The 18,289-nt window shown below is 48.4% G+C and carries 21 protein-coding genes; 4 read left to right on the top strand and 17 right to left on the bottom strand.

All coding sequences use genetic code 11. The features are described 5' to 3' along the window. Positions 1 to 17 precede the first annotated feature (17 nt). From sigF to BBG47_RS05125, 4 genes are all read right to left on the bottom strand, one after another. Positions 18 to 773 (bottom strand): RNA polymerase sporulation sigma factor SigF, encoded by a 756-nt coding sequence (gene sigF, locus BBG47_RS05140; RefSeq protein WP_021252940.1) that lies wholly within the window; start codon positions 771 to 773, stop codon positions 18 to 20. Between the two features lie 11 nt (positions 774 to 784). After that, positions 785 to 1,240, bottom strand: coding sequence for an anti-sigma F factor (gene spoIIAB, locus BBG47_RS05135; RefSeq protein WP_021252941.1), 456 nt, complete (start codon positions 1,238 to 1,240; stop codon positions 785 to 787). Next, on the bottom strand, positions 1,237 to 1,590 hold the full coding sequence (spoIIAA, locus tag BBG47_RS05130) for an anti-sigma F factor antagonist (protein ID WP_021252942.1): 354 nt from the start codon (positions 1,588 to 1,590) through the stop codon (positions 1,237 to 1,239). Before spoIIAA ends, spoIIAB begins: the two co-directional genes overlap by 4 nt. Positions 1,591 to 1,681: 91 nt before the next feature. Further along, positions 1,682 to 2,914 (bottom strand): D-alanyl-D-alanine carboxypeptidase family protein, encoded by a 1,233-nt coding sequence (locus tag BBG47_RS05125; RefSeq protein WP_065290823.1) that lies wholly within the window; start codon positions 2,912 to 2,914, stop codon positions 1,682 to 1,684. 223 nt (positions 2,915 to 3,137) lie between these two features. Between BBG47_RS05125 and BBG47_RS05120 the strand changes: the two genes are divergently transcribed. Further along, entirely contained in the window at positions 3,138 to 3,407 is a 270-nt protein-coding gene (locus tag BBG47_RS05120; protein WP_175400486.1) for a hypothetical protein, read from the top strand. 147 nt (positions 3,408 to 3,554) lie between these two features. Here BBG47_RS05120 and BBG47_RS05115 read toward each other — a convergent pair whose 3' ends face one another. The 4 genes from BBG47_RS05115 to BBG47_RS05100 all read right to left on the bottom strand — a co-directional run bounded on the left by BBG47_RS05115 (position 3,555) and on the right by BBG47_RS05100 (position 7,021). Beyond that, positions 3,555 to 4,382 carry a purine-nucleoside phosphorylase gene (locus BBG47_RS05115; RefSeq protein WP_065290870.1) on the bottom strand — a complete coding sequence of 276 codons (828 nt, stop codon included), beginning with the start codon at positions 4,380 to 4,382 and terminating at the stop codon, positions 3,555 to 3,557. Positions 4,383 to 4,486: 104 nt separating this feature from the next. Further along, entirely contained in the window at positions 4,487 to 5,674 is a 1,188-nt protein-coding gene (locus BBG47_RS05110) for a phosphopentomutase (protein WP_065290821.1), read from the bottom strand. A 63-nt stretch (positions 5,675 to 5,737) separates the two neighbouring features. Beyond that, entirely contained in the window at positions 5,738 to 6,667 is a 930-nt protein-coding gene (locus BBG47_RS05105; protein ID WP_065290820.1) for a tyrosine recombinase, read from the bottom strand. 108 nt (positions 6,668 to 6,775) lie between these two features. After that, positions 6,776 to 7,021, bottom strand: coding sequence for a DUF4227 family protein (locus tag BBG47_RS05100; protein ID WP_227774397.1), 246 nt, complete (start codon positions 7,019 to 7,021; stop codon positions 6,776 to 6,778). Between the two features lie 203 nt (positions 7,022 to 7,224). On the opposite strand from BBG47_RS05100, the gene BBG47_RS05095 reads away from it, so the two are divergent. Beyond that, positions 7,225 to 8,655, top strand: a complete 1,431-nt coding sequence (locus BBG47_RS05095) for a S8 family peptidase (protein ID WP_065290818.1) — start codon at positions 7,225 to 7,227, stop codon at positions 8,653 to 8,655. A 124-nt stretch (positions 8,656 to 8,779) separates the two neighbouring features. Here the strand turns inward: BBG47_RS05095 and fur are convergent, their stop codons facing one another. From fur to BBG47_RS05075, 4 genes are all read right to left on the bottom strand, one after another. Continuing rightward, positions 8,780 to 9,241: a ferric iron uptake transcriptional regulator gene (fur, locus tag BBG47_RS05090; protein WP_065290817.1), complete on the bottom strand. Its 462-nt coding sequence runs from the start codon at positions 9,239 to 9,241 to the stop codon at positions 8,780 to 8,782. Between the two features lie 125 nt (positions 9,242 to 9,366). Further along, entirely contained in the window at positions 9,367 to 10,008 is a 642-nt protein-coding gene (gene spoIIM / locus BBG47_RS05085) for a stage II sporulation protein M (protein ID WP_065290869.1), read from the bottom strand. Between the two features lie 85 nt (positions 10,009 to 10,093). Further along, positions 10,094 to 11,338: an endonuclease Q family protein gene (locus BBG47_RS05080; RefSeq protein WP_065290816.1), complete on the bottom strand. Its 1,245-nt coding sequence runs from the start codon at positions 11,336 to 11,338 to the stop codon at positions 10,094 to 10,096. 4 nt (positions 11,339 to 11,342) lie between these two features. Continuing rightward, positions 11,343 to 11,924: an NUDIX domain-containing protein gene (locus BBG47_RS05075; RefSeq protein ID WP_065290815.1), complete on the bottom strand. Its 582-nt coding sequence runs from the start codon at positions 11,922 to 11,924 to the stop codon at positions 11,343 to 11,345. A 95-nt stretch (positions 11,925 to 12,019) separates the two neighbouring features. Here BBG47_RS05075 and BBG47_RS29820 point away from each other — a divergent pair, with 95 nt between their 5' ends. Then, positions 12,020 to 12,178, top strand: coding sequence for a hypothetical protein (locus tag BBG47_RS29820; protein WP_174810645.1), 159 nt, complete (start codon positions 12,020 to 12,022; stop codon positions 12,176 to 12,178). Positions 12,179 to 12,392: 214 nt separating this feature from the next. On the opposite strand, the gene BBG47_RS05070 is transcribed toward BBG47_RS29820, so the two are convergent. Next, the gene (locus BBG47_RS05070; RefSeq protein ID WP_065290814.1) at positions 12,393 to 13,523 is read right to left on the bottom strand and encodes a M20/M25/M40 family metallo-hydrolase; all 1,131 of its coding nucleotides are present in this window, start codon (positions 13,521 to 13,523) and stop codon (positions 12,393 to 12,395) included. 81 nt (positions 13,524 to 13,604) lie between these two features. On the opposite strand from BBG47_RS05070, the gene prli42 reads away from it, so the two are divergent. After that, on the top strand, positions 13,605 to 13,706 hold the full coding sequence (gene prli42, locus BBG47_RS29290; RefSeq protein WP_005546772.1) for a stressosome-associated protein Prli42: 102 nt from the start codon (positions 13,605 to 13,607) through the stop codon (positions 13,704 to 13,706). Between the two features lie 120 nt (positions 13,707 to 13,826). Here prli42 and lipB read toward each other — a convergent pair whose 3' ends face one another. From lipB to BBG47_RS05045, 4 genes are all read right to left on the bottom strand, one after another. Next, entirely contained in the window at positions 13,827 to 14,543 is a 717-nt protein-coding gene (lipB, locus tag BBG47_RS05060; RefSeq protein ID WP_065290868.1) for a lipoyl(octanoyl) transferase LipB, read from the bottom strand. A gap of 41 nt (positions 14,544 to 14,584) precedes the next feature. Next, positions 14,585 to 15,976 carry a dihydrolipoamide acetyltransferase family protein gene (locus BBG47_RS05055; RefSeq protein ID WP_065290812.1) on the bottom strand — a complete coding sequence of 464 codons (1,392 nt, stop codon included), beginning with the start codon at positions 15,974 to 15,976 and terminating at the stop codon, positions 14,585 to 14,587. A gap of 92 nt (positions 15,977 to 16,068) precedes the next feature. Continuing rightward, positions 16,069 to 17,052 (bottom strand): alpha-ketoacid dehydrogenase subunit beta, encoded by a 984-nt coding sequence (locus BBG47_RS05050; protein ID WP_021252956.1) that lies wholly within the window; start codon positions 17,050 to 17,052, stop codon positions 16,069 to 16,071. Beyond that, the gene (locus BBG47_RS05045) at positions 17,043 to 18,074 is read right to left on the bottom strand and encodes a thiamine pyrophosphate-dependent dehydrogenase E1 component subunit alpha (protein WP_065290811.1); all 1,032 of its coding nucleotides are present in this window, start codon (positions 18,072 to 18,074) and stop codon (positions 17,043 to 17,045) included. The genes BBG47_RS05050 and BBG47_RS05045 overlap by 10 nt, the downstream gene beginning before the upstream one ends. Positions 18,075 to 18,289 lie beyond the last annotated feature (215 nt).

The following is an 18,289-nucleotide window of genomic DNA, read 5'->3' as shown; positions in this document are numbered from 1 at the left end:
CTCATACCCTCTCTAGCTCACTGAGCGATCTGGGCTTTGATGGATTGCAATATTTTCTTCTCCAGCCGCGACACTTGCACCTGCGATATTCCGAGGCGACTGGCAACCTCAGATTGCGTCTGATCCCGATAGTACCGCAAATAGACAATAAGCTGCTCCCGTTCACTCAAGCCTTCTATCGCTTCATTCAGCGCAAGCTTATCAAACCATTTGTCCTGCGTATCATCGGCAATTTGATCCATTAACGTAATTGGATCACCATCATTTTCGAATACCGTCTCATGAATGGATGTCGGTGGTTTATTCGCTTCTTGTGCGAACACAACATCCTCCGGTGATACCCCAAGCTCCGCTGCAACTTCCTTAATCGTTGGAAGCCGATTGAGCCGCTTGGACAACTCATCCTTCGTCTTGCGAACTTTGTTCGCCATCTCCTTCAGTGATCGACTCACCTTCAGCGTTCCATCATCACGCAGAAATCGCTGAATTTCACCGATGATCATCGGCACTGCGTAAGTCGAGAACTTCACGTCATATGATAAATCGAATTTATCAACAGATTTCAGCAATCCGATGCAACCAATCTGGAACAAATCATCTGGATCATATCCTCGATTCATAAAGCGCTGAACGACGGACCAGACAAGGCGTATGTTGCAATTGACAAGTGTTTCTCTCGCTAGCGAGTCACCTGTCTGACTGAGTGCAATCAGACGCTTCACTTCCGCGTCATCCAAATAATTGGGCGACGACTGCTTCAAATCAGCTTCCATGGCTTCAACCCCTAATTATAGAGCGCTTTTTTCGATTCAATCCGCTTCTTCATGCGGATGCTCGTACCCACGCCCAGTTCGGTAGTTACTTCGCATTCATCCATGAAGTTCTCCATGATCGTGAAGCCCATGCCAGAGCGTTCCATGTCCGGCTTCGACGTATACAGCGGCTGTCTTGCAAGCTCAAGATCCTCAATGCCTCGTCCATTGTCTGATACGGTCAGCATAATCTCCTCACCGGAAATAACCGCTGAAATCGTAACCATCCCAGTAGGATCATTATCATATCCGTGGATGATACAATTCGTCACTGCCTCAGAGATTACGGTCTTCATATCTGTCAGCTCGTCCATTGTCGGATCCAGCTGCGATACAAAGGCTGCAACAGCCACACGGGCAAATGCTTCATTCTCGGAACGACTGGAAAATTGCAGCGTCATTACGTTCGTGTCTGATTGTACACTCATGATACGACCTCCAACCCATTAAGCGCTTTGCGCTCATTATCGTAAACATGCACAATTTTAAACAAGCCAGACAATTCGAACAGACGTCGTACCGCGGGATTCATATCGCATACCGCCATTTTGCCGCCTCGTCCCTTGATCTGCTTGTATCTTCCAAGAATGACCCCTAAACCCGAACTGTCCATAAACGTCAAATCTCGAAGGCTTAGCACGACATGGTTCACTTGCTTGCGTTGAATCGCTTCGTCGAGCTGAATCCGTACGTACTCAGATGTATGATGATCCAGTTCCCCTCTCAGACGGGTAATCAATACGTTGCGCTGGTGTTCCAATTCCACCTGCAGATTCATGGCGCTTCACTCTCCTCCCCATGATGCCGATACAGTTCGTCAATGGGATAACCAATTCCTGCCTGACGACAAAACTAGAAGCTGCACGCCGTTAATTGACAAAAAACAACTTGCCGCACGTACGTTTAAAGAGTGTCCACCAGCCAGCTTTCGCAATTTCCTCGGTGGATTCGACAGGATATTCACGAACCTTCTTATCTCCCTGATAAACGACAAGTTTCCCAAGCGACTGACCTGCCGCTACTGGCGCCTTTACAGATTTCGGACCTTCCAGTTCGAAGCGAAGATTGTCAGTGCCCTCGCCTTTTTTGAGCAAAACATGATATGGACGCTGAGCCTTCAGCTCAATATTTTCGACCATCCCTTTCTCCACACGAATATCACCAATCTTATCTCCGCTTTTCAGCAGCGGAACATTCGTATACTGAGCGAAGGCATAATCGAACATCTGCGTTACTTCTGCATTGCGTGTCTTCGTATTCGGTTCGCCAAGCACAACAGCTACCACACGCATATTATCCCGTTTCGCTGTCGCAGACAGGCAATAACGAGCTTCTGAAGTAAAGCCTGTTTTCAACCCATCTGCACCTTGGTAGAACCGTACAAGCTTATTCGTATTGACAAGCCAAAATTTCTTACTGGTGTTCTGTCGCAAATAATCCTCATATGCTCCTGTAAATTTCGTTACATTCGGATATTTCAACAACGCTTGCGACATCAAGGCAATATCATGCGCTGACGTATAATGATTCTCAGCAGGGAGGCCATTGCAATTCACAAAATGTGTATCCTTCATGCCAAGCTCTGCAGCCTTATCGTTCATCATTTGTACGAACGCCTTCTCGGAGCCGCCGATCTTCTCAGCCATCGCAACCGATGCATCATTGCCTGAGGCCATTGCGATTCCCTTCATCATTTCCTCAACCGTCATCTCTTCGCCCGGTTCCAGAAAGATTTGCGATCCGCCCATAGACGCGGCATACTCGCTTGTTGCCACCTTGTCCGTCATCTTCAGCTTTCCTTTGTCAATGGCTTCCATGACAAGCAGCATCGTCATAATTTTCGTAATACTTGCTGGCGGAAGCCGATCGTGGCTATTTTTCTCGAAAATCACCGTTCCCGTGTCCGCATCCATAAGCACCGCTGAGCGCGCGTTATCCGCCAGTTGGGCTTCCGGCGCAGCTGAGGATGTTGCTTGGCTTGGCGTTTCTGAATTTGTCCAAGGCGGCAAGTCTGCCCGTGCATAAGATGCGTTCGCCGAAGAAGGCAATATACAAGCGGCAGCGAATAAAAAGCTAAGGCTAGCACACAGCCATTTGTTCACAGATTGTCCCCTCCTATCTAAATAGCGTACATTCTGAGCGCATTACATGCGCAGGATGCACTTTCTATCCAGTGTTACCTTTCAGAAGCAAAATATTCCACTCTTATCGAAAGATAGAGCAGAACTTGAAAGGTTTATCATGTCACGATGTCGAAAAAATTTACGAAATAAATTTATAGCCTATGAAAATGAAATGCAGTACACAACGAGAGAGGATGACATCATGCTTCAGTCGCAATTTGAACACAAAATGATCTCGAGGGGTTTGAATTTCCCGGATTTTGATTTTACTAAGGATAACCTTGATCGCATCTGTATCGGGCTGCATCTGGGCTATTCAGAGGAACAGCTAATGAAGGAGTTCTCTATTTCGCAGGCACAGTGGAAGAAGAGCATCGATCTGCTCTATGGTGAAGGTCTCGCCAAAAAAGTAGAGGGGCTTCGAGGAGTATTTTATTTGGTATTATCATTTTTTATATACTTATGTGACTGACCAGCTCATCGAATTGAACGTTATACAATTGCCTTCTTCGAATGGACTCGCTCATTTTATATTGCTGGAACCATAAGATAAGGCCGCTGCTGCTGCCCGATCAACGGACAGCCATGCAGCGGCCTTTTTTCACATAATAGGTTCCCTTTACATTACAGGGATAATCCCGATAACAAGCTTAAGGAATTGGTCACGAACGAGCTCTGCCGTCTCCATGACCTCATCGTGCGACAATGGCTGATCCAGAATGCCCGCCGCCATGTTGCTGATGCAGGAAATACCGAGCACTTCCATGCCTGCATGCTGTGCAACAATTACTTCCGATACCGTCGACATCCCTACAGCGTCGCCACCTAGCACACGAAGCATGCGGATTTCCGCAGGCGTCTCGTAGTTCGGGCCAAGAAAGCCGACATATACACCTTCCTGCAGTTCAACACCCTGCGAAGCTGCAACGTCCTTCGCCTTCTGGCGAAGCTGCGGGCTGTACGCCTGAGACATATCCGGGAAGCGTACCCCGAGACGGTTGTCGTTCGCACCAATTAGCGGATTGCGCCCAGTCATGTTCAAATGGTCGGAAATGAGCATAAGATCCCCAGGCTTATAGGAAGTGTTGATCCCGCCTGCCGCATTCGTTACGAGCAGCTTGGATACGCCAATCGCCTTCATAACGCGAACCGGGAATGCGGTTAGCTCTGGTCCATATCCTTCGTACATATGGAACCGGCCCTTCATCATCGCTACCGTACGGCCTGCGATCTTGCCGATCAGAAGCTCGCCCGCATGGCCTTCTACAGTCGATACAGGGAAATGCGGAATGTCCCCGTATGCAATCGTTACAGGCTGTTCCACCAAATCTGCCAGCACACCTAGTCCAGATCCCAAAATCAAACCTACTTCAGGCGTATCACTAATCTTAGATTGGATATAGGTCGCTGCCTCTTGAATATGATCGTGTGTAATTGTGTTGCTCATCTTATTTCCCCCATTCATCATTGTCCGATCAGAATCGATCGGTTGTAACATCGTCTTCATCATGCTGTTCAAAATGTGTTGTTCCCCATTGTTGCCCATACCCTTTACAGTTCATGCAAAAAGCTAGTGCCTACTTGAGGTTGCCCTGCTCGGAAATTATCTGCGATCGTGGCACCCAAATCTGCATATGTGGTACGAACCCCAAGAGATTGACCTGCATGCAGGGAAGGGCTGTACAGCAGAAGTGGAACATACTCCCTCGTATGATCGGTCCCCATATGTGTCGGATCATTGCCATGATCTGCCGTAATGACTAATAAATCATCCGGCCCGATTCTATTCATCATCTTAGGAAGGGCGGCGTCGAACTCCTCCAATGCCTTCGCATAGCCTGCCGGATCACGGCGATGCCCGTACAATGAATCGAAATCCACTAAGTTGACGAACAGCAGCCCTTCAAATGATTGATCTAGCATCTCGATCGTCGTGTCGATGCCATGCGCATTGCTCTTGGTCGGATAAGAAGCACTTATCCCTTCTCCCGAGAAAATATCATTAATTTTCCCCACCGAAATAACGTCCTTGCCTGCCTGCTGCAGCAGGTTGAGCACGGTATTTGCCGGGGGCTTGATTGCATAATCATGGCGATTCGGCGTTCTCGTGAATGCACCTGGCTTGCCAACATAAGGCCGTGCGATAACACGGCCGACAGTGTGCGGTTCACACAATGTCAGCTTCCGGGCGATCTCACAAGCGCGATATAGCTCATCAAGTGGAATAATATCCTCATGGGCGGCAATTTGGAACACACTATCCGCAGATGTATATACGATCCACGATCCAGTCGCCATCTGCTCCTCGCCATATTCATCTAGGATTTCGGTGCCTGACGCCGGCTTGTTGGCCAACACTTTGCGGCCTGTTTCTTGCTCGAATGCTTCAATCAGCTCTTGTGGGAATCCATTTGGATACGTATTGAAAGGTGAAGTAATACGAAGTCCCATCAGTTCCCAGTGACCAGTCATCGTGTCTTTGCCGACTGAAATCTCCGCCATCTTACCATATACGCCTTCTGGGCACTCGGCAGCCTTCAAGCTGCCAAGATCGGCGATATTGCCTAAGCCAAGGCGCTGTAAATTCGAGAGTTTGATACTCGGTTTATGCTCTATGATATGTCCCAAGGTATGTGTACCCGCATCACCAAATTGCAATGCATCCGGCAGTTCCCCAATGCCAACACTGTCCAGAACAATAACTGCAATGCGTCCAAATTGCTTGCTCCCTCTATCCATGGTTACCACTCCTTCTCTTTCTCCGTCTTAGATTATGTTAAGGAGATTTGAACCATACTCCCGCTATTTCTTCTTCGCTCTTGGATGGGCGGAGGTATATACATCCTTCATACTTGATTTCCTCATATGCTCCACATACCGCTGTGTGGTCGCAAGCTCTGCATGTCCGAGCATTTCTTGCACTGCACGGACATCCGCGCCATTCGATAACATATGAACAGCGAACGAGTGCCGCAGCGTATGGGGCGTAATGGGAAAGGATAACTCCAACTCTTCTGCATATTTTTTGATCATTTTCCAGAAGCCTTGCCGTGACATCCTTTGTCCGCGCACATTGACAAAGAGCGCATTATGCTCTGTAATCTCCAATCCATCAGTCTGTGAAGAGGAGGATAATAATTGAGGGCGTGCATCGTTCAAGTATCGTTCCAACGCTTCAGCCGCAACCTGTCCGAGAGGCACAACACGCTCCTTGCCGCTCATGCAGCGCAGAAACCCCAGCTTAGGCTGAACATCCTCCATATTAAGCGACATAAGCTCCGACACTCGAACCCCTGTCGCATATAAAGTCTCCAGCATCGCCCGATCACGAATCCCTAACGGATTGCTCTCGTTGGGTAATGCCAGCAACCGCTCTGTATCTTGCAATGACAAGATCTCTGGCGCTTTGGAAGATGCCTTCGGGCGCTCTACTTCATAGGATGGATCCAGCTTCAAATTCCCTTCACGGATACAGAAATGGAAAAAGGATCGCAGTGAGGCCGCAATGCGTGCAATACTCGAGGCCGCACGTCCATCCCGCTTCAATTGATACATATAATGATTCACATGATACGTACGAATGTCGTCCACCATGCTCACATTGTCGGCGACTGATGCGATGAACATCTGTATATCACGCATATAGGCTTCTCGCGTATTCGAGGACACTCGCCGTTCATGTATTAAATAATCTCGGTATGCTTCCACCTGTTGTTCGATTAAGCCTGCCATCGTACTATACTCCTTACCTTGCGACTTTCACATCTGCAAATCTAAGCAACTGCTCTACAATAATTCAACAACACGAGTGTAAATCCCTTCCCTTGTCCGAACAGTTCGCTACTCGCCCAACCAATAGTACAACCGCAATCGTTCTGTGAACGTCATATGCTCTCTATCCAAGCCATCCTCCCAGCGAAAGACCTTAACTGCCTTGCCATGTGGCTCGCGGTACTTGTCCACTGGATAAATCCAATCACTGACGGCCCCCATAATATAAGCAACCGCATAGGTCATCATGAGGAATAACGCCATAAACTTGATTCGTCTTAATAGAGCTCGCAAAGGCACTATCACACTGCTCATCCCCTTCCGCTGGGCAAGTTCGACTCTCCTGTAACATATGATGCCAAGCCTTCGGATATGCGGTTCTCTCCGTATTCCCTTTTGAAATTCGCTGCTAAAACATTTCACCGTTCTATATTTGTCTCATACGATACAACAAGGCATTCCATTCCACTTGTCTAAGAAGTTGCACAAATTCGTTTCGAACTGGAGGGCTAGCAAGCATGCGCACCTTATCACGCATGTTGAAGGCGGCTGTCAGCAGCCGTCCTCATCGTAAAGCTGTACGGAAAATGATCATTTTAAAAGACGAAAAAAGCTACAATGCATGCATACTCGAACTCAAAAAATTTGGCATTACCCCAGTAAAACAAGTAGGTTCAGCTAACATGCTGTGTTGTCATATGGACGGCAACCATCATGCCTTGCAGCGATTGAGGAAGCACCCCAGCGTCCGCAGAATTGAAACGGATGCGAGAGTAAGGGCACATATTTATCCCTTATCGTACTATCCTGCTAGTCAGATCCTGAATTCTGTTACAGCAGAACCTACTTCCAGCAAGCAAATTCCGTGGGGCGTCAAGCGCATACAAGCTCCAGAAGTATGGAAATCATCCCAGGGGAAGAGCATAAAGGTAGCCGTAGTCGACACAGGGATATCAGCTCATCCCGATCTCAATATTGCGGGTGGTGTGAACACGATTCGCAAGGGAGGTTCCTATAGAGACGATAACGGCCATGGAACACATGTAGCCGGGATTGTTGCTGCACTTGGAAAAAGTGGTATGCAGTATGGCGTTGCCCCAGAGGTCATTCTGTATGCTGTAAAGGTACTGGATCAGTCTGGTGACGGATATGTGTCAGATATTGTGGAAGGCTTGGAATGGTGCATTCGCAATAACATGGATGTCATCAATATGAGCTTAGGACTGAATGGCGCCAGTGCATCGCTGCGCTCTATGGTCAAACGTGCTCATCGCAAGGGCATCGTGATCGTGTCCTCAGCTGGAAATGAAGGAAGAAACAGCGGTAAAATCGATCAGCCTGCCAGCTACCCGGAAGTCATCGCAGTAGCCGCCACTGACAAAAACAATCGAATTGCAACATTTAGCAGCCGCGGACGCGGAATTGATGTTGCTGCGCCCGGCAGCGATATTGTATCCACAAGCAATAAACAAGGATTCATCTCAAATTCAGGAACATCTATGGCTGCCCCACATGTATCAGGTACAGCTGCATTGCTGCTTGCTCACAACCGCAAGGTAAAACCTTCCCTTATTCGCAAGCTGCTCATGGATACTGCGAGGCCTCTGAACGGCTACTCTCGCCATTCACAAGGATCTGGCCTTATTCAAGCAGACCGCGCCTTCTCTTCACTCTCTATTGCCACTCAGCAAGAAGCAGAAGCCAGCGAGGGTCTCGAATCAGCGCATTCGACTCCAGCCATCCCTATTCAGGCTGCAGCCGCTTCCCGACACAAACACAGGTCAAAGGTGCTGGTAATTCGTCGCCGCAATCGTCAACGTACCGCCCGTCATTCTCAAGCTGTTGTCCCGCGGCATTCCTCCATCGGCGCCAAAAGCACCTCTGCCGCTCATCGCAAACGGCAAGTGCAGCGAAGAAGAAGGGTATCTGCGAATCCTTCAATTATGTAATTGCTCAAGCAATAAAGCCTCGGCAGTCCTGCCGAGGCTTCCTCATCATATCCATCTTCATTCGCTGCTATCGACCTGCTGTCATAGCGTAGCGCCATTTCAATTCCCTGTTGGATGCTTGCGGTTACTCCGCCTGCTCTTCTGCTTGCTTCTCCCGGCAATTCTTACAAATGCCTTGGAAATCCAAACGATGATCTACGACAGAAAATTGAAATTCTCGCTCCAAGCGCTCTTCCAATGGCCCAAGCCAGTCCTCACGGATTTCTTGCATAGAGCCGCATTGGACACATATCAAATGGTGATGATGGTGCTTATTCGTATCACCGCGCAAATCATATCGTGCAACGCCGTCGCCGAAGTTCATCTTCTCCACGACATGCAGCTCACTTAACAGTTCCAATGTACGATATACGGTGGCAAGACCGATTTCAGGCGCTTTCTCTTTCACGAGCATGAATACGTCCTCAGCACTAAGATGATCTTCTTCATTCTCGAGCAGGACGCGCACGGTTGCCTCGCGCTGTGGTGTCAGCTTGTACCCTTGGGATTGAAGTTGCTGCTTAATCTTCTCAATCCGCGCTTCCAATGGTCTCCCCCCTTGCCTGCCATCCACGTTTCATTTGTATCACTTCTATATATTATAGGGGGAGAACACAAGCAGTGTCAAATGAATTGCACAAAGTCAATATTCTTGGTGCTGTCTATTCTTGATCACATTGTCAATATTGGAACAACCCATCTCATTAGAAGAGGTGACACCCAAGTTGCGACAGCTGCAACTCCTGCCATTCCTACTAAGGATACAGATTGCAGTGTCATGAAGCGCTGCAGAGGATCACGCAAGGATTGCATCCTAGGAACGAACAAACGATTTTTCAGAATATGCATGGCAAATACCATAGACGCAACGCTTGCAATCATCAGAAAAGGAATCGCAATAATATTATGCGGGGCGACTGATACTAATGCGAATAATACGCCTTTCCATGCATACTGACTGATGAGTGTCCCCACCGAGAATCCGATAAACACACCCTTCGCAAATACAAGTGCAAGCACAAGCGGAAATCCGATTATAGATATGCCAAGCAATGCAATTAATGCAATCCATTTGACGTAGAACATCGTCGAGTTCAAAAACGTCTCTCCACTATTCCCCACCTGATTAGAAGCAGCAGGCTCTTGTCCCATTGTGGACACAAACTGACTCACATGGTTCCCGATATCCTGCTGTTGTTCCAATGTCAGTGCATTCACGAGCAAGGAACCAAACACAACGCCGACGAGGAAGAGAACGGACACGAAAATATATAAATGGAGCTGAGAGCGAAAAGAGTGAGCAATAGGCTTCATGGATGATGCCCCTTTCGAATAAGTTGAAGCGACGAATACCTCGTCCATCCAGCTTATGCTCATGCTCGTCCCTTTATGATTCGAACTATTCTCCTGTGATTACTTTGCCGTATGTGCCTCCGCCGCCACTTTGTAGAGACAGCTGTACGCTCCTAGCGAGCACAATAAGTTCTGCTGTAGCTTGTCCAACCACTTGCTTGAGTTCCTCCTCCGTTGCATGGTGCAGTACGTTCATCTCCGTTCCGAAATGCTCCAGCAGCTTGGCAAGCGTTCGCTTCCCTACACCAGGGATGAATTCAAGCGGAATCTGCATGCAATATGGTGGGCGATGAGCTGGAATCTCCGATTGTTCGCGATCTGCGATAGAACGTATCCGCTCAGATACACCACGGATGAACTTCGTTGAACCACATTCTGGACATCTTGGCTGTACCTGATTCGCGTGGGTATCTGTGATTTCTACGGAAGCAGTACTGTCTACAACGTGGCCACATTTCGCACAAGAAGTGCGATGATATTTACCAAGCCGCGGATTAAGACCATAATTGGCTGTAACCCCGCGTCCAGCTTCCCTACGCAAGGCCATTGCCCACTCCTTGAATGTTGGTGAAGCCATGGCAAGTGCATTGTACTCCCTTGCAATTTTACTTAGTGAATGTGCATCTGAATTCGTCAGCAATGTAAATCGATCCAACTCAGAGATACATCCCGCCATTTCCGTATCAGCACTTAATCCCAACTCCACAGCATCTATAATCTCCAGATCGAGCACATCTGCCATTCTGTCAGCACAGTTCCCATATATGCTTTTAAAAGGTGTGAACACATGCGCAGGAACGAACAATCCGCCATATGCCGCAGTTTCTTCCTGCAGTGCTCGCCCTGGCAAGTACACACGCTGGGACGATAAACTCATGTTGGTGACATGAGGGGATAGCCAATTCGAGAATCGTTCCATTGCATGGATATTCGGCAAATAACACAGCACATGTGCAATGCCATATCCTTCTTCACGAATTTCGAGCTCGGTTCCTAGAAATATCGTGGTGTTCTTATACCGGATACCGCCATCCTGAAGTTCCTCCATCTCGCCTTTATCAAGAAGCGTTGCGATATCCCGCAGTACACCCGGCGCATGCGCATCAATGATGCCAATCAGATGAACCCCTTTGTGTTCGGAAGCTTCATGTGCTATTGCCTCGAAGGTCAAGTTGCGGCTCGCGCTGATTTTCACAGGCTGTCCTTCCGAGGTACTGCCTATATGAATATGGAAGTCACCATACATGGTATGCAACTCTTCATGCTGTCCACTTCTTGCTGCATTCTCCATTCGGTTATACCGGCCACTTTCCTGTTAGTTTGTAAATTTGCCATGCATACATCGCATTGATAGTCTTCGCATCGCTAATTCGCCCTGCGCGCATCGCAGCAAATGCTTCCTCTAGCGTCATCGCATCTACTTCCAAAAATTCATCTTCGTCCGTATGCGCTTCGCCGGCTATCAATTGATCTGCTGCATACAAATGAATGATTTCATCCGCAAAACCAGGCGATGTATAGAATGAGCCTAATGGAATGAGATGATCTGTACGATAGCCTGTCTCCTCCGCAAGCTCACGCATTGCAGCTACGATTGGCTCTTCACCCGGATCAAGCTTGCCTGCTGGAATCTCAACCTGATTGCGCCCAAGAGGCTTGCGATACTGTTCAACAACAAGCATTTTATCCTCTTTGATCGCTAATACCGCAACAGCCCCTGGATGACGGACAATCTCCCTTGTTGCAGTCGAACCGTTAGGGAGCGTAACCGTATCTACCTGAAGCTTAATGATCTTCCCATCAAAAATAGGCTTCGTCTCTATTGTAACTTCTTCTAAAGGATTGCTTGCGCGTTCAGAACCTCGTTGTTCATTCATATATTCGTGCTCCTTTATGTACATATTTCCGTTCCGCTGAACATACCCATTATATCATTACGGCTTGTCCGATTCGATCCGGGAGTGATGAATGGATGCAACGCATATATCAAGCACAGGAAATGCTGTTAGTTGGCAAGAAGCAAGAAGTAATCGTCGAACTGCGTCGTCTCATGATGCGCCATGGCGGAAACACTCCACTGTCTCAGATATTGGACAACCAACCCGCCACCCGCAAATTATCCAGCAAATAGCTTACCTCTTGGCGGCTTCCGCTGTTCAGTCCTTACCATGTTTAATCCCCCTGCATCTTATGCACAATCGAACCGTTTCAAAACAATTAAGCCCTTGTTCATGAATGGTATCGAACAAGGGCTTATCCTATGCAGCACAACTGCTGAGTATGATAATCATTTCATTCATTTCCTGCAATAATCATCCAAGAGCAAGCTACATGTTTATTGCATGCTATGCTTGTACAGCTTGTTGAATAATCGCGACTACCAATTCACTCGTCTTCACCAAGTCGGATACGTGAATACGCTCCTTCGTCGTATGGATGTCCAAGTATCCTACTGCCAAGTTAACGGTAGGTACACCCATGCCGTTGAAGATATTTGCATCACTGCCGCCGCCTGAATGGAACAAGCGCGTCGTTGCGCCAATACTCTCAATAGCACGCTTCGCGAGCTGCACAACTTCATCTTTCTCTGTGAATTGGAATGCAGGGTACACGATGTCACTGTGGAACTCGGCTCTTGCTCCACATTCCTCTGCAGCACTCTCGAGCGCTTCCTTCATTGCCTTCACTTGAGCTTCAACCTTATGCTGTACGATACTGCGCGCTTCCGCATGCAGCTTCACATAGTCGCATACAATGTTCGTCGCTCCACCGCCTTCGAATTTGCCGATGTTCGCAGTCGTTTCGTGGTCAACGCGTCCAAGCGGCATACGGGAGATCGCTTTGCTGGCAACTTGAATTGCACTGATGCCATCTTCCGGATTCACGCCTGCATGCGCGGACTTACCGAACACTTCCATTGTAATTTTCGCTTGCGTAGGAGCCGCAACTGCAATTGCTCCAATCTCACCATTTGAGTCCAGCGCATAACCGAAGTCAGCCTGCAAGTGGCTGCTGTCCATTGCACGAGCACCTACAAGGCCGGATTCCTCACCTACTGTAATGATAAACTGGATCGAACCGTGTGGTGTATTCGATTCTTGAATGAGTCGGATCGCTTCGAACATAGCAGCAAGGCCTGCCTTGTCGTCTGATCCAAGAATCGTGGTACCGTCACTGCGGATATATCCATCTTCGCCAAGCTGCGGCTTAATGCCATTGCCCGGTGTAACAGTATCCATATGGGAGGTGAAGAACAAACGCTTTGCGTTCTCTTGACCTTCTGTTGCTGACCAGTTCACAATCAGGTTGCCTGCTCCATGTCCCGTTGCAGACGTTGTATCATCTTCCGTTACTTGGAGGCCAAGTGCCTCGAACTGCTGTTTCAACGCATCACAGATCGCACGTTCATTTTTCGTCTCGCTATCAATTTGAACCAATTCCATAAAGTGCTTTACAAGTCTTTCCTGTTGAACCATATCTCTTTCCTCCAAACGTTTATTTAAGGTACAATAGAGAATAACTCATGAACTTATTGATGAAAGGAGTTCTCTGTTCTTATGCAATCCAAACGATGGTTTAAAATCATTATATATGTCATGCTCGCCGCGATGCTCGCATCCACCGTGCTTGTGATTGTCGAGCCATTTATATATGGCTAGTGCTTCAAGCTGATCCATGCTAGGGGTACCTAGCTGCATCTCATCTTGCAACCACATAAGCAGAGCAGCTACGGGACAAGCCATGCGAGCAATCGCATGGCTTGAACTTATTGCAGCCTCCTACACCAACAGCGAAGTGTCAAGCTTGGCCGCTTCGAATCCGAAAACATGAACAAGATGAGGCAGCAGCAATTGGCCTACTTGCTCCACTGTGAAGGTTTGACCTGTGCAATCCTCCAGTGATGTTACCCCATACTCGCTAATTCCACACGGAATAATGCCTGAGAACCCTTCATGCTGGATGCCGCTCTTCACATTGAGTGCAAAGCCATGGCTGGTTACGAAGCCACGACGGCGTCTGCATTTATTGAATTTCACACCTATCGCAGCTATCTTAACATTGCCAACCCACACACCGGTATACTCTGGCTTGCGGCTTCCGATTACACCGAATGTCGCAAGAAATTGAATAATCGCTTCTTCCAATGATCGCAAATACCCGTGAAGATCAAGCTGTGGCCCATCCAATAGCACTAACGGATAACCAACCAGCTGTCCTGGACCGTGATATGTAATATCCCCGCCACGATCAATCTCGTACAGTGCAATTCCTTGTCGCTCCAGTTCTTCCTTGCTTAGCAGCAAATGCTCCGGGTGGCGCTGTGAACCGATTGTATACGTAGGGGGGTGCTCCAGCAGCAGCAGCGTATCTTCTCTCGTACCATCATCAATGGCATGAACGAGTTCCTTCTGCATATCCCATGCTGCGCCATAATCGACACGCCCCATATGGGTTACACGAAGAGCCTTATCCGCTTTATTCCATTCATTATTCATTGTCATCACGCTTTCTTCCGTCGATTCGTGCTGATTCTATTTTAATACACTTTCGTGTCCAATGAGAAGCTTTCGAGATTTTCTTTCACGCGTTGTAAAAATCTACCGCAAATTACGCCATCTAATATGCGGTGATCCAACGACAGACACATATTCGCCATCGAGCGGACGGCAATCATGTCATTAATCACAACAGGCTTCTTCACGATCGATTCAAAGGTAAGAATGGCAGCCTGCGGATAATTAATGATCGGATAAGACAGGATGGAGCCGAACGACCCCGTATTATTCACGGTAAATGTCCCACCCTGCATATCATTCGGAGACAAAGTTCCCTCTCTTGTCTTCCGTGCCAGCTCATCAATCTCTCGTGCCAACCCCGCAATGTTCTTCTGGTCAGCCTTCTTAATGACAGGCGTTAATACAGAATCTTCTGTACCTACAGCCAAAGACAAGTTAATGTCACGCTTCACGATAATCTTATCGACAGCCCACACCGAGTTCATAATTGGATAATCCTTGATCGCATTGACGATCGCCTTCAGCACGAATGCCAAATAAGTCAGATTAATGCCTTCCTTGCGCTTGAATTCATCCTTAATCTTGTTGCGAAGCTGTACAAGATTCGTAACGTCGACTTCAATTGTCGTCCAAGCATGCGGAATTTCAGAGACGCTCTGGCGCATACGCGTTGCGATTGTATGCCGAATCGGTGTGACGTCAATGAAGGTCTCTCCATTACCAGCTTGTGTTCTTCCTTCTACTTCAATCGAAGGGATACGCGGCGTCTCTGTAAGATGAAGTCCGGTGTTGCGCACATGCCCGCTTGCATGCTGCACCGCACTTGATTGCGGGGCTGCACTTGCTCCACCAGCTATTCCTATACCAGACGATGAGGCTGGTGCATTGCCAACTGTAGCAGCACTTGATGGCGTTACTACGGTTTCTCCACCAGCTTCAATTGCAGCCATTACATCTTTGCGTGTAATGCGGCCGCCCAATCCAGAACCAGCTACTCGCTGCAAATCAATTCCGTGCTCCTGCGCAAGTCGCTGCACGGCGGGTGAATACCGATTGCGCATATCCTGCCCTGCCTGCCCCGTTTGATTTAGTGGGGCGTCCGCTGTATGGCCCTGATTCTGCTCAGAGGCACCTGCAGCTGACGATGGCACAGATGCAGCAGCTTGTGACTGAACACGGCAGATCACCGCGCCTACCGCAACGGTTTCGCCTTCATGCGCCACAATTTCCTGCATAATGCCTGCTTCTGTTGCTGGCAATTCAGCTACTACCTTATCTGTAATCACTTCACAAATCGGTTCATACGCATCAAAGGTCTCCCCTGGACGCTTCAGCCATTTGCCGATAGTCGCCTGTACAAGGGATTCTGCCAACTGCGGCATCAATACTTCTGTTCCCTGATTTGAAGACATCGTTTTCACACTCCCGTTCTGTACGGTTGAAAGAGAAGTTCCGTCATAGGCTGTGCCATGTCTCTCCCTCCTTCATACCGTCTGCCATTCGATTAGAAGATCGCCAATTGGCGCATCGCTTCCTTCACTTTGTCCTTATTCAGCATGAAGAATTTCTCCATCGGAGGACTATAAGGCATTGCAGGCACATCCGGTCCGCACAGACGTTGAATCGGCGCATCGAGATCATAGAGCAGCTCTTCTGCAATGATTGCCGCTACCTCTGCCCCGACGCCGCCAGTCTTGTTATCCTCATGAATAATCAGCACTTTGCCGGTCTTCGAGACAGCTTCAAGTATCGCTGTTCGATCAAGCGGTTGAATCGTACGCAAGTCCAGTACATGTGCGCTGATGCCTTCCTTCGCCAATTCTTCCGCAGCTTGCAATGCATAATGGACTGGCAAACTGTAAGCAATAACTGTTATATCCGTTCCTTCGCGAACTACATTCGCTTCACCAATCGGTACTACGTAGTCCTCAACTGGAACCTCTCCCGAGATCATTCGGTAGCACTTCTTATTCTCGAAGAAGATAACTGGATCAGGATCACGAACTGCCGCCTTCAGCAGGCCCTTGGCATCATATGCCGTTGCAGGAGCAACTATCTTTAGACCTGGTGTCCCGAAGAATACAGATTCCGGGCATTGTGAATGGTACAACCCCCCTGCAACACCACCGCCAATTGGGGCGCGTATCACAAGTGGACAGGTCCAGTCATTGTTTGAACGATATCTAATCTTAGCGGCCTCACTAATGATTTGGTTCGTTGCTGGGAACATGAAGTCCGAATACTGCATCTCAGCAATTGGCTTCATTCCTACCATTGCAGCTCCAATTGCAACGCCGGCAATGGCCGACTCTGCAAGCGGGGTATCTAACGATCTAGCTTCGCCAAATTGTTCATACAGCCCCTTGGTTGTTGTGAAGACGCCACCTTTGACCCCGACATCCTCACCGAGCACGAATACATTGCTGTCTCGTTCCATCTCTTCCTTCATTGCAAGTCGAATTGCGTCAATATACTCTATTACTGCCATGTTCCCTGACCCTCCTCCGCGTAGACATACTTCAGTGCTTCTTCCCCTTGCGGGAACGGTGCCTGTTCACCATATGCGGTTGCGTCATCGAGCACAGCTTTCAGTTCAGCGCGCAGAGCAGCATCTTCATCTTCAGACCAGATGCCGCATTCAATCAGGTAGGCCTTGAATCGAGGAAGACCATCCTTATTCCGGTGCTCCTCCACTTCTTCCTTCGTACGATATACCATGTCATTATCCGCAGTTGAATGGGGAGACAAGCGATACATGACTGCTTCTACCAACGTAGGCCCCTCACCTCGGACAGCACGTTCACGCGCTTCCTTCATAACTCGGTATACTTCTAACACATCACAGCCATCAACCTGAACCCCTGGGAAGCCATAACCCAAAGCCCGATCACATACGCGACCTGCGATTTGCTTCGCAATTGGAACAGAGATGGCATATTGATTGTTCTCTACCATAATGATGGTTGGCAGCTTATGAACTCCTGCGAAGTTGCAGCCCTCATGGAAATCTCCCTGGTTGCTGGAACCTTCTCCAAGCGTCACAAATGATACAGAATCTTCATTGCGCATCTTCGCTGCCAGAGCTATGCCTACCGCATGTGGAACCTGTGTCGTTACCGGACTAGAGCCGGTTACGATACGCAACCGCTTGCAGCCGAAATGACCTGGCATTTGGCGCCCACCGCTGTTCGGATCGCCCGCTTTGCCGAACAAGGCGAGCATTAGTTCACGTACGGTCATACCAACCGACATGACAAATCCATAATCTCGGTAATAAGGCAGGAAGTAATCTTTCTGATGATCGAGCGCAAAAGCCGCGCCAATTTGCGCTGCTTCTTGGCCTATGCCTGATACGTGAAAGTTGATTTTACCGGCACGCTGCAGCAGCAACGCACGTTCATCGTACATGCGTGCAAGAAGCATCATGCGGTACATTTCCTGTGCCTGCTTATGGGTTAGGCCAAGCTCTTCATGTCTCGTCTGCTGACGAGTCGTCATATCTGGTGTCATGGAGTCATCCTCCTTTATTATCGCAAAATCCGTTCTTCGACCCTTGTACAGAGCAGCTTCATAGCTATCCTGCACACAAGTCATGAACAGTGGTCAGTTATCTAATACCAGGTACTAAGACTAGAGTCTAAAAACTATTATACTCTGAACATTCCCAAAAGAAAACGTCAGACTATTCTCATCCCCTTATAGAGGTTGTTCAAAAAGTCCGCTTT

Source organism: Paenibacillus sp. KS1, assembly GCF_001680695.1.
GTDB lineage: Bacteria > Bacillota > Bacilli > Paenibacillales > Paenibacillaceae > Paenibacillus_B > Paenibacillus_B suaedae.
The sequence above is the reverse complement of the archived record's forward strand: the minus strand, read 5'-3'. Positions and strand labels throughout refer to the sequence as shown.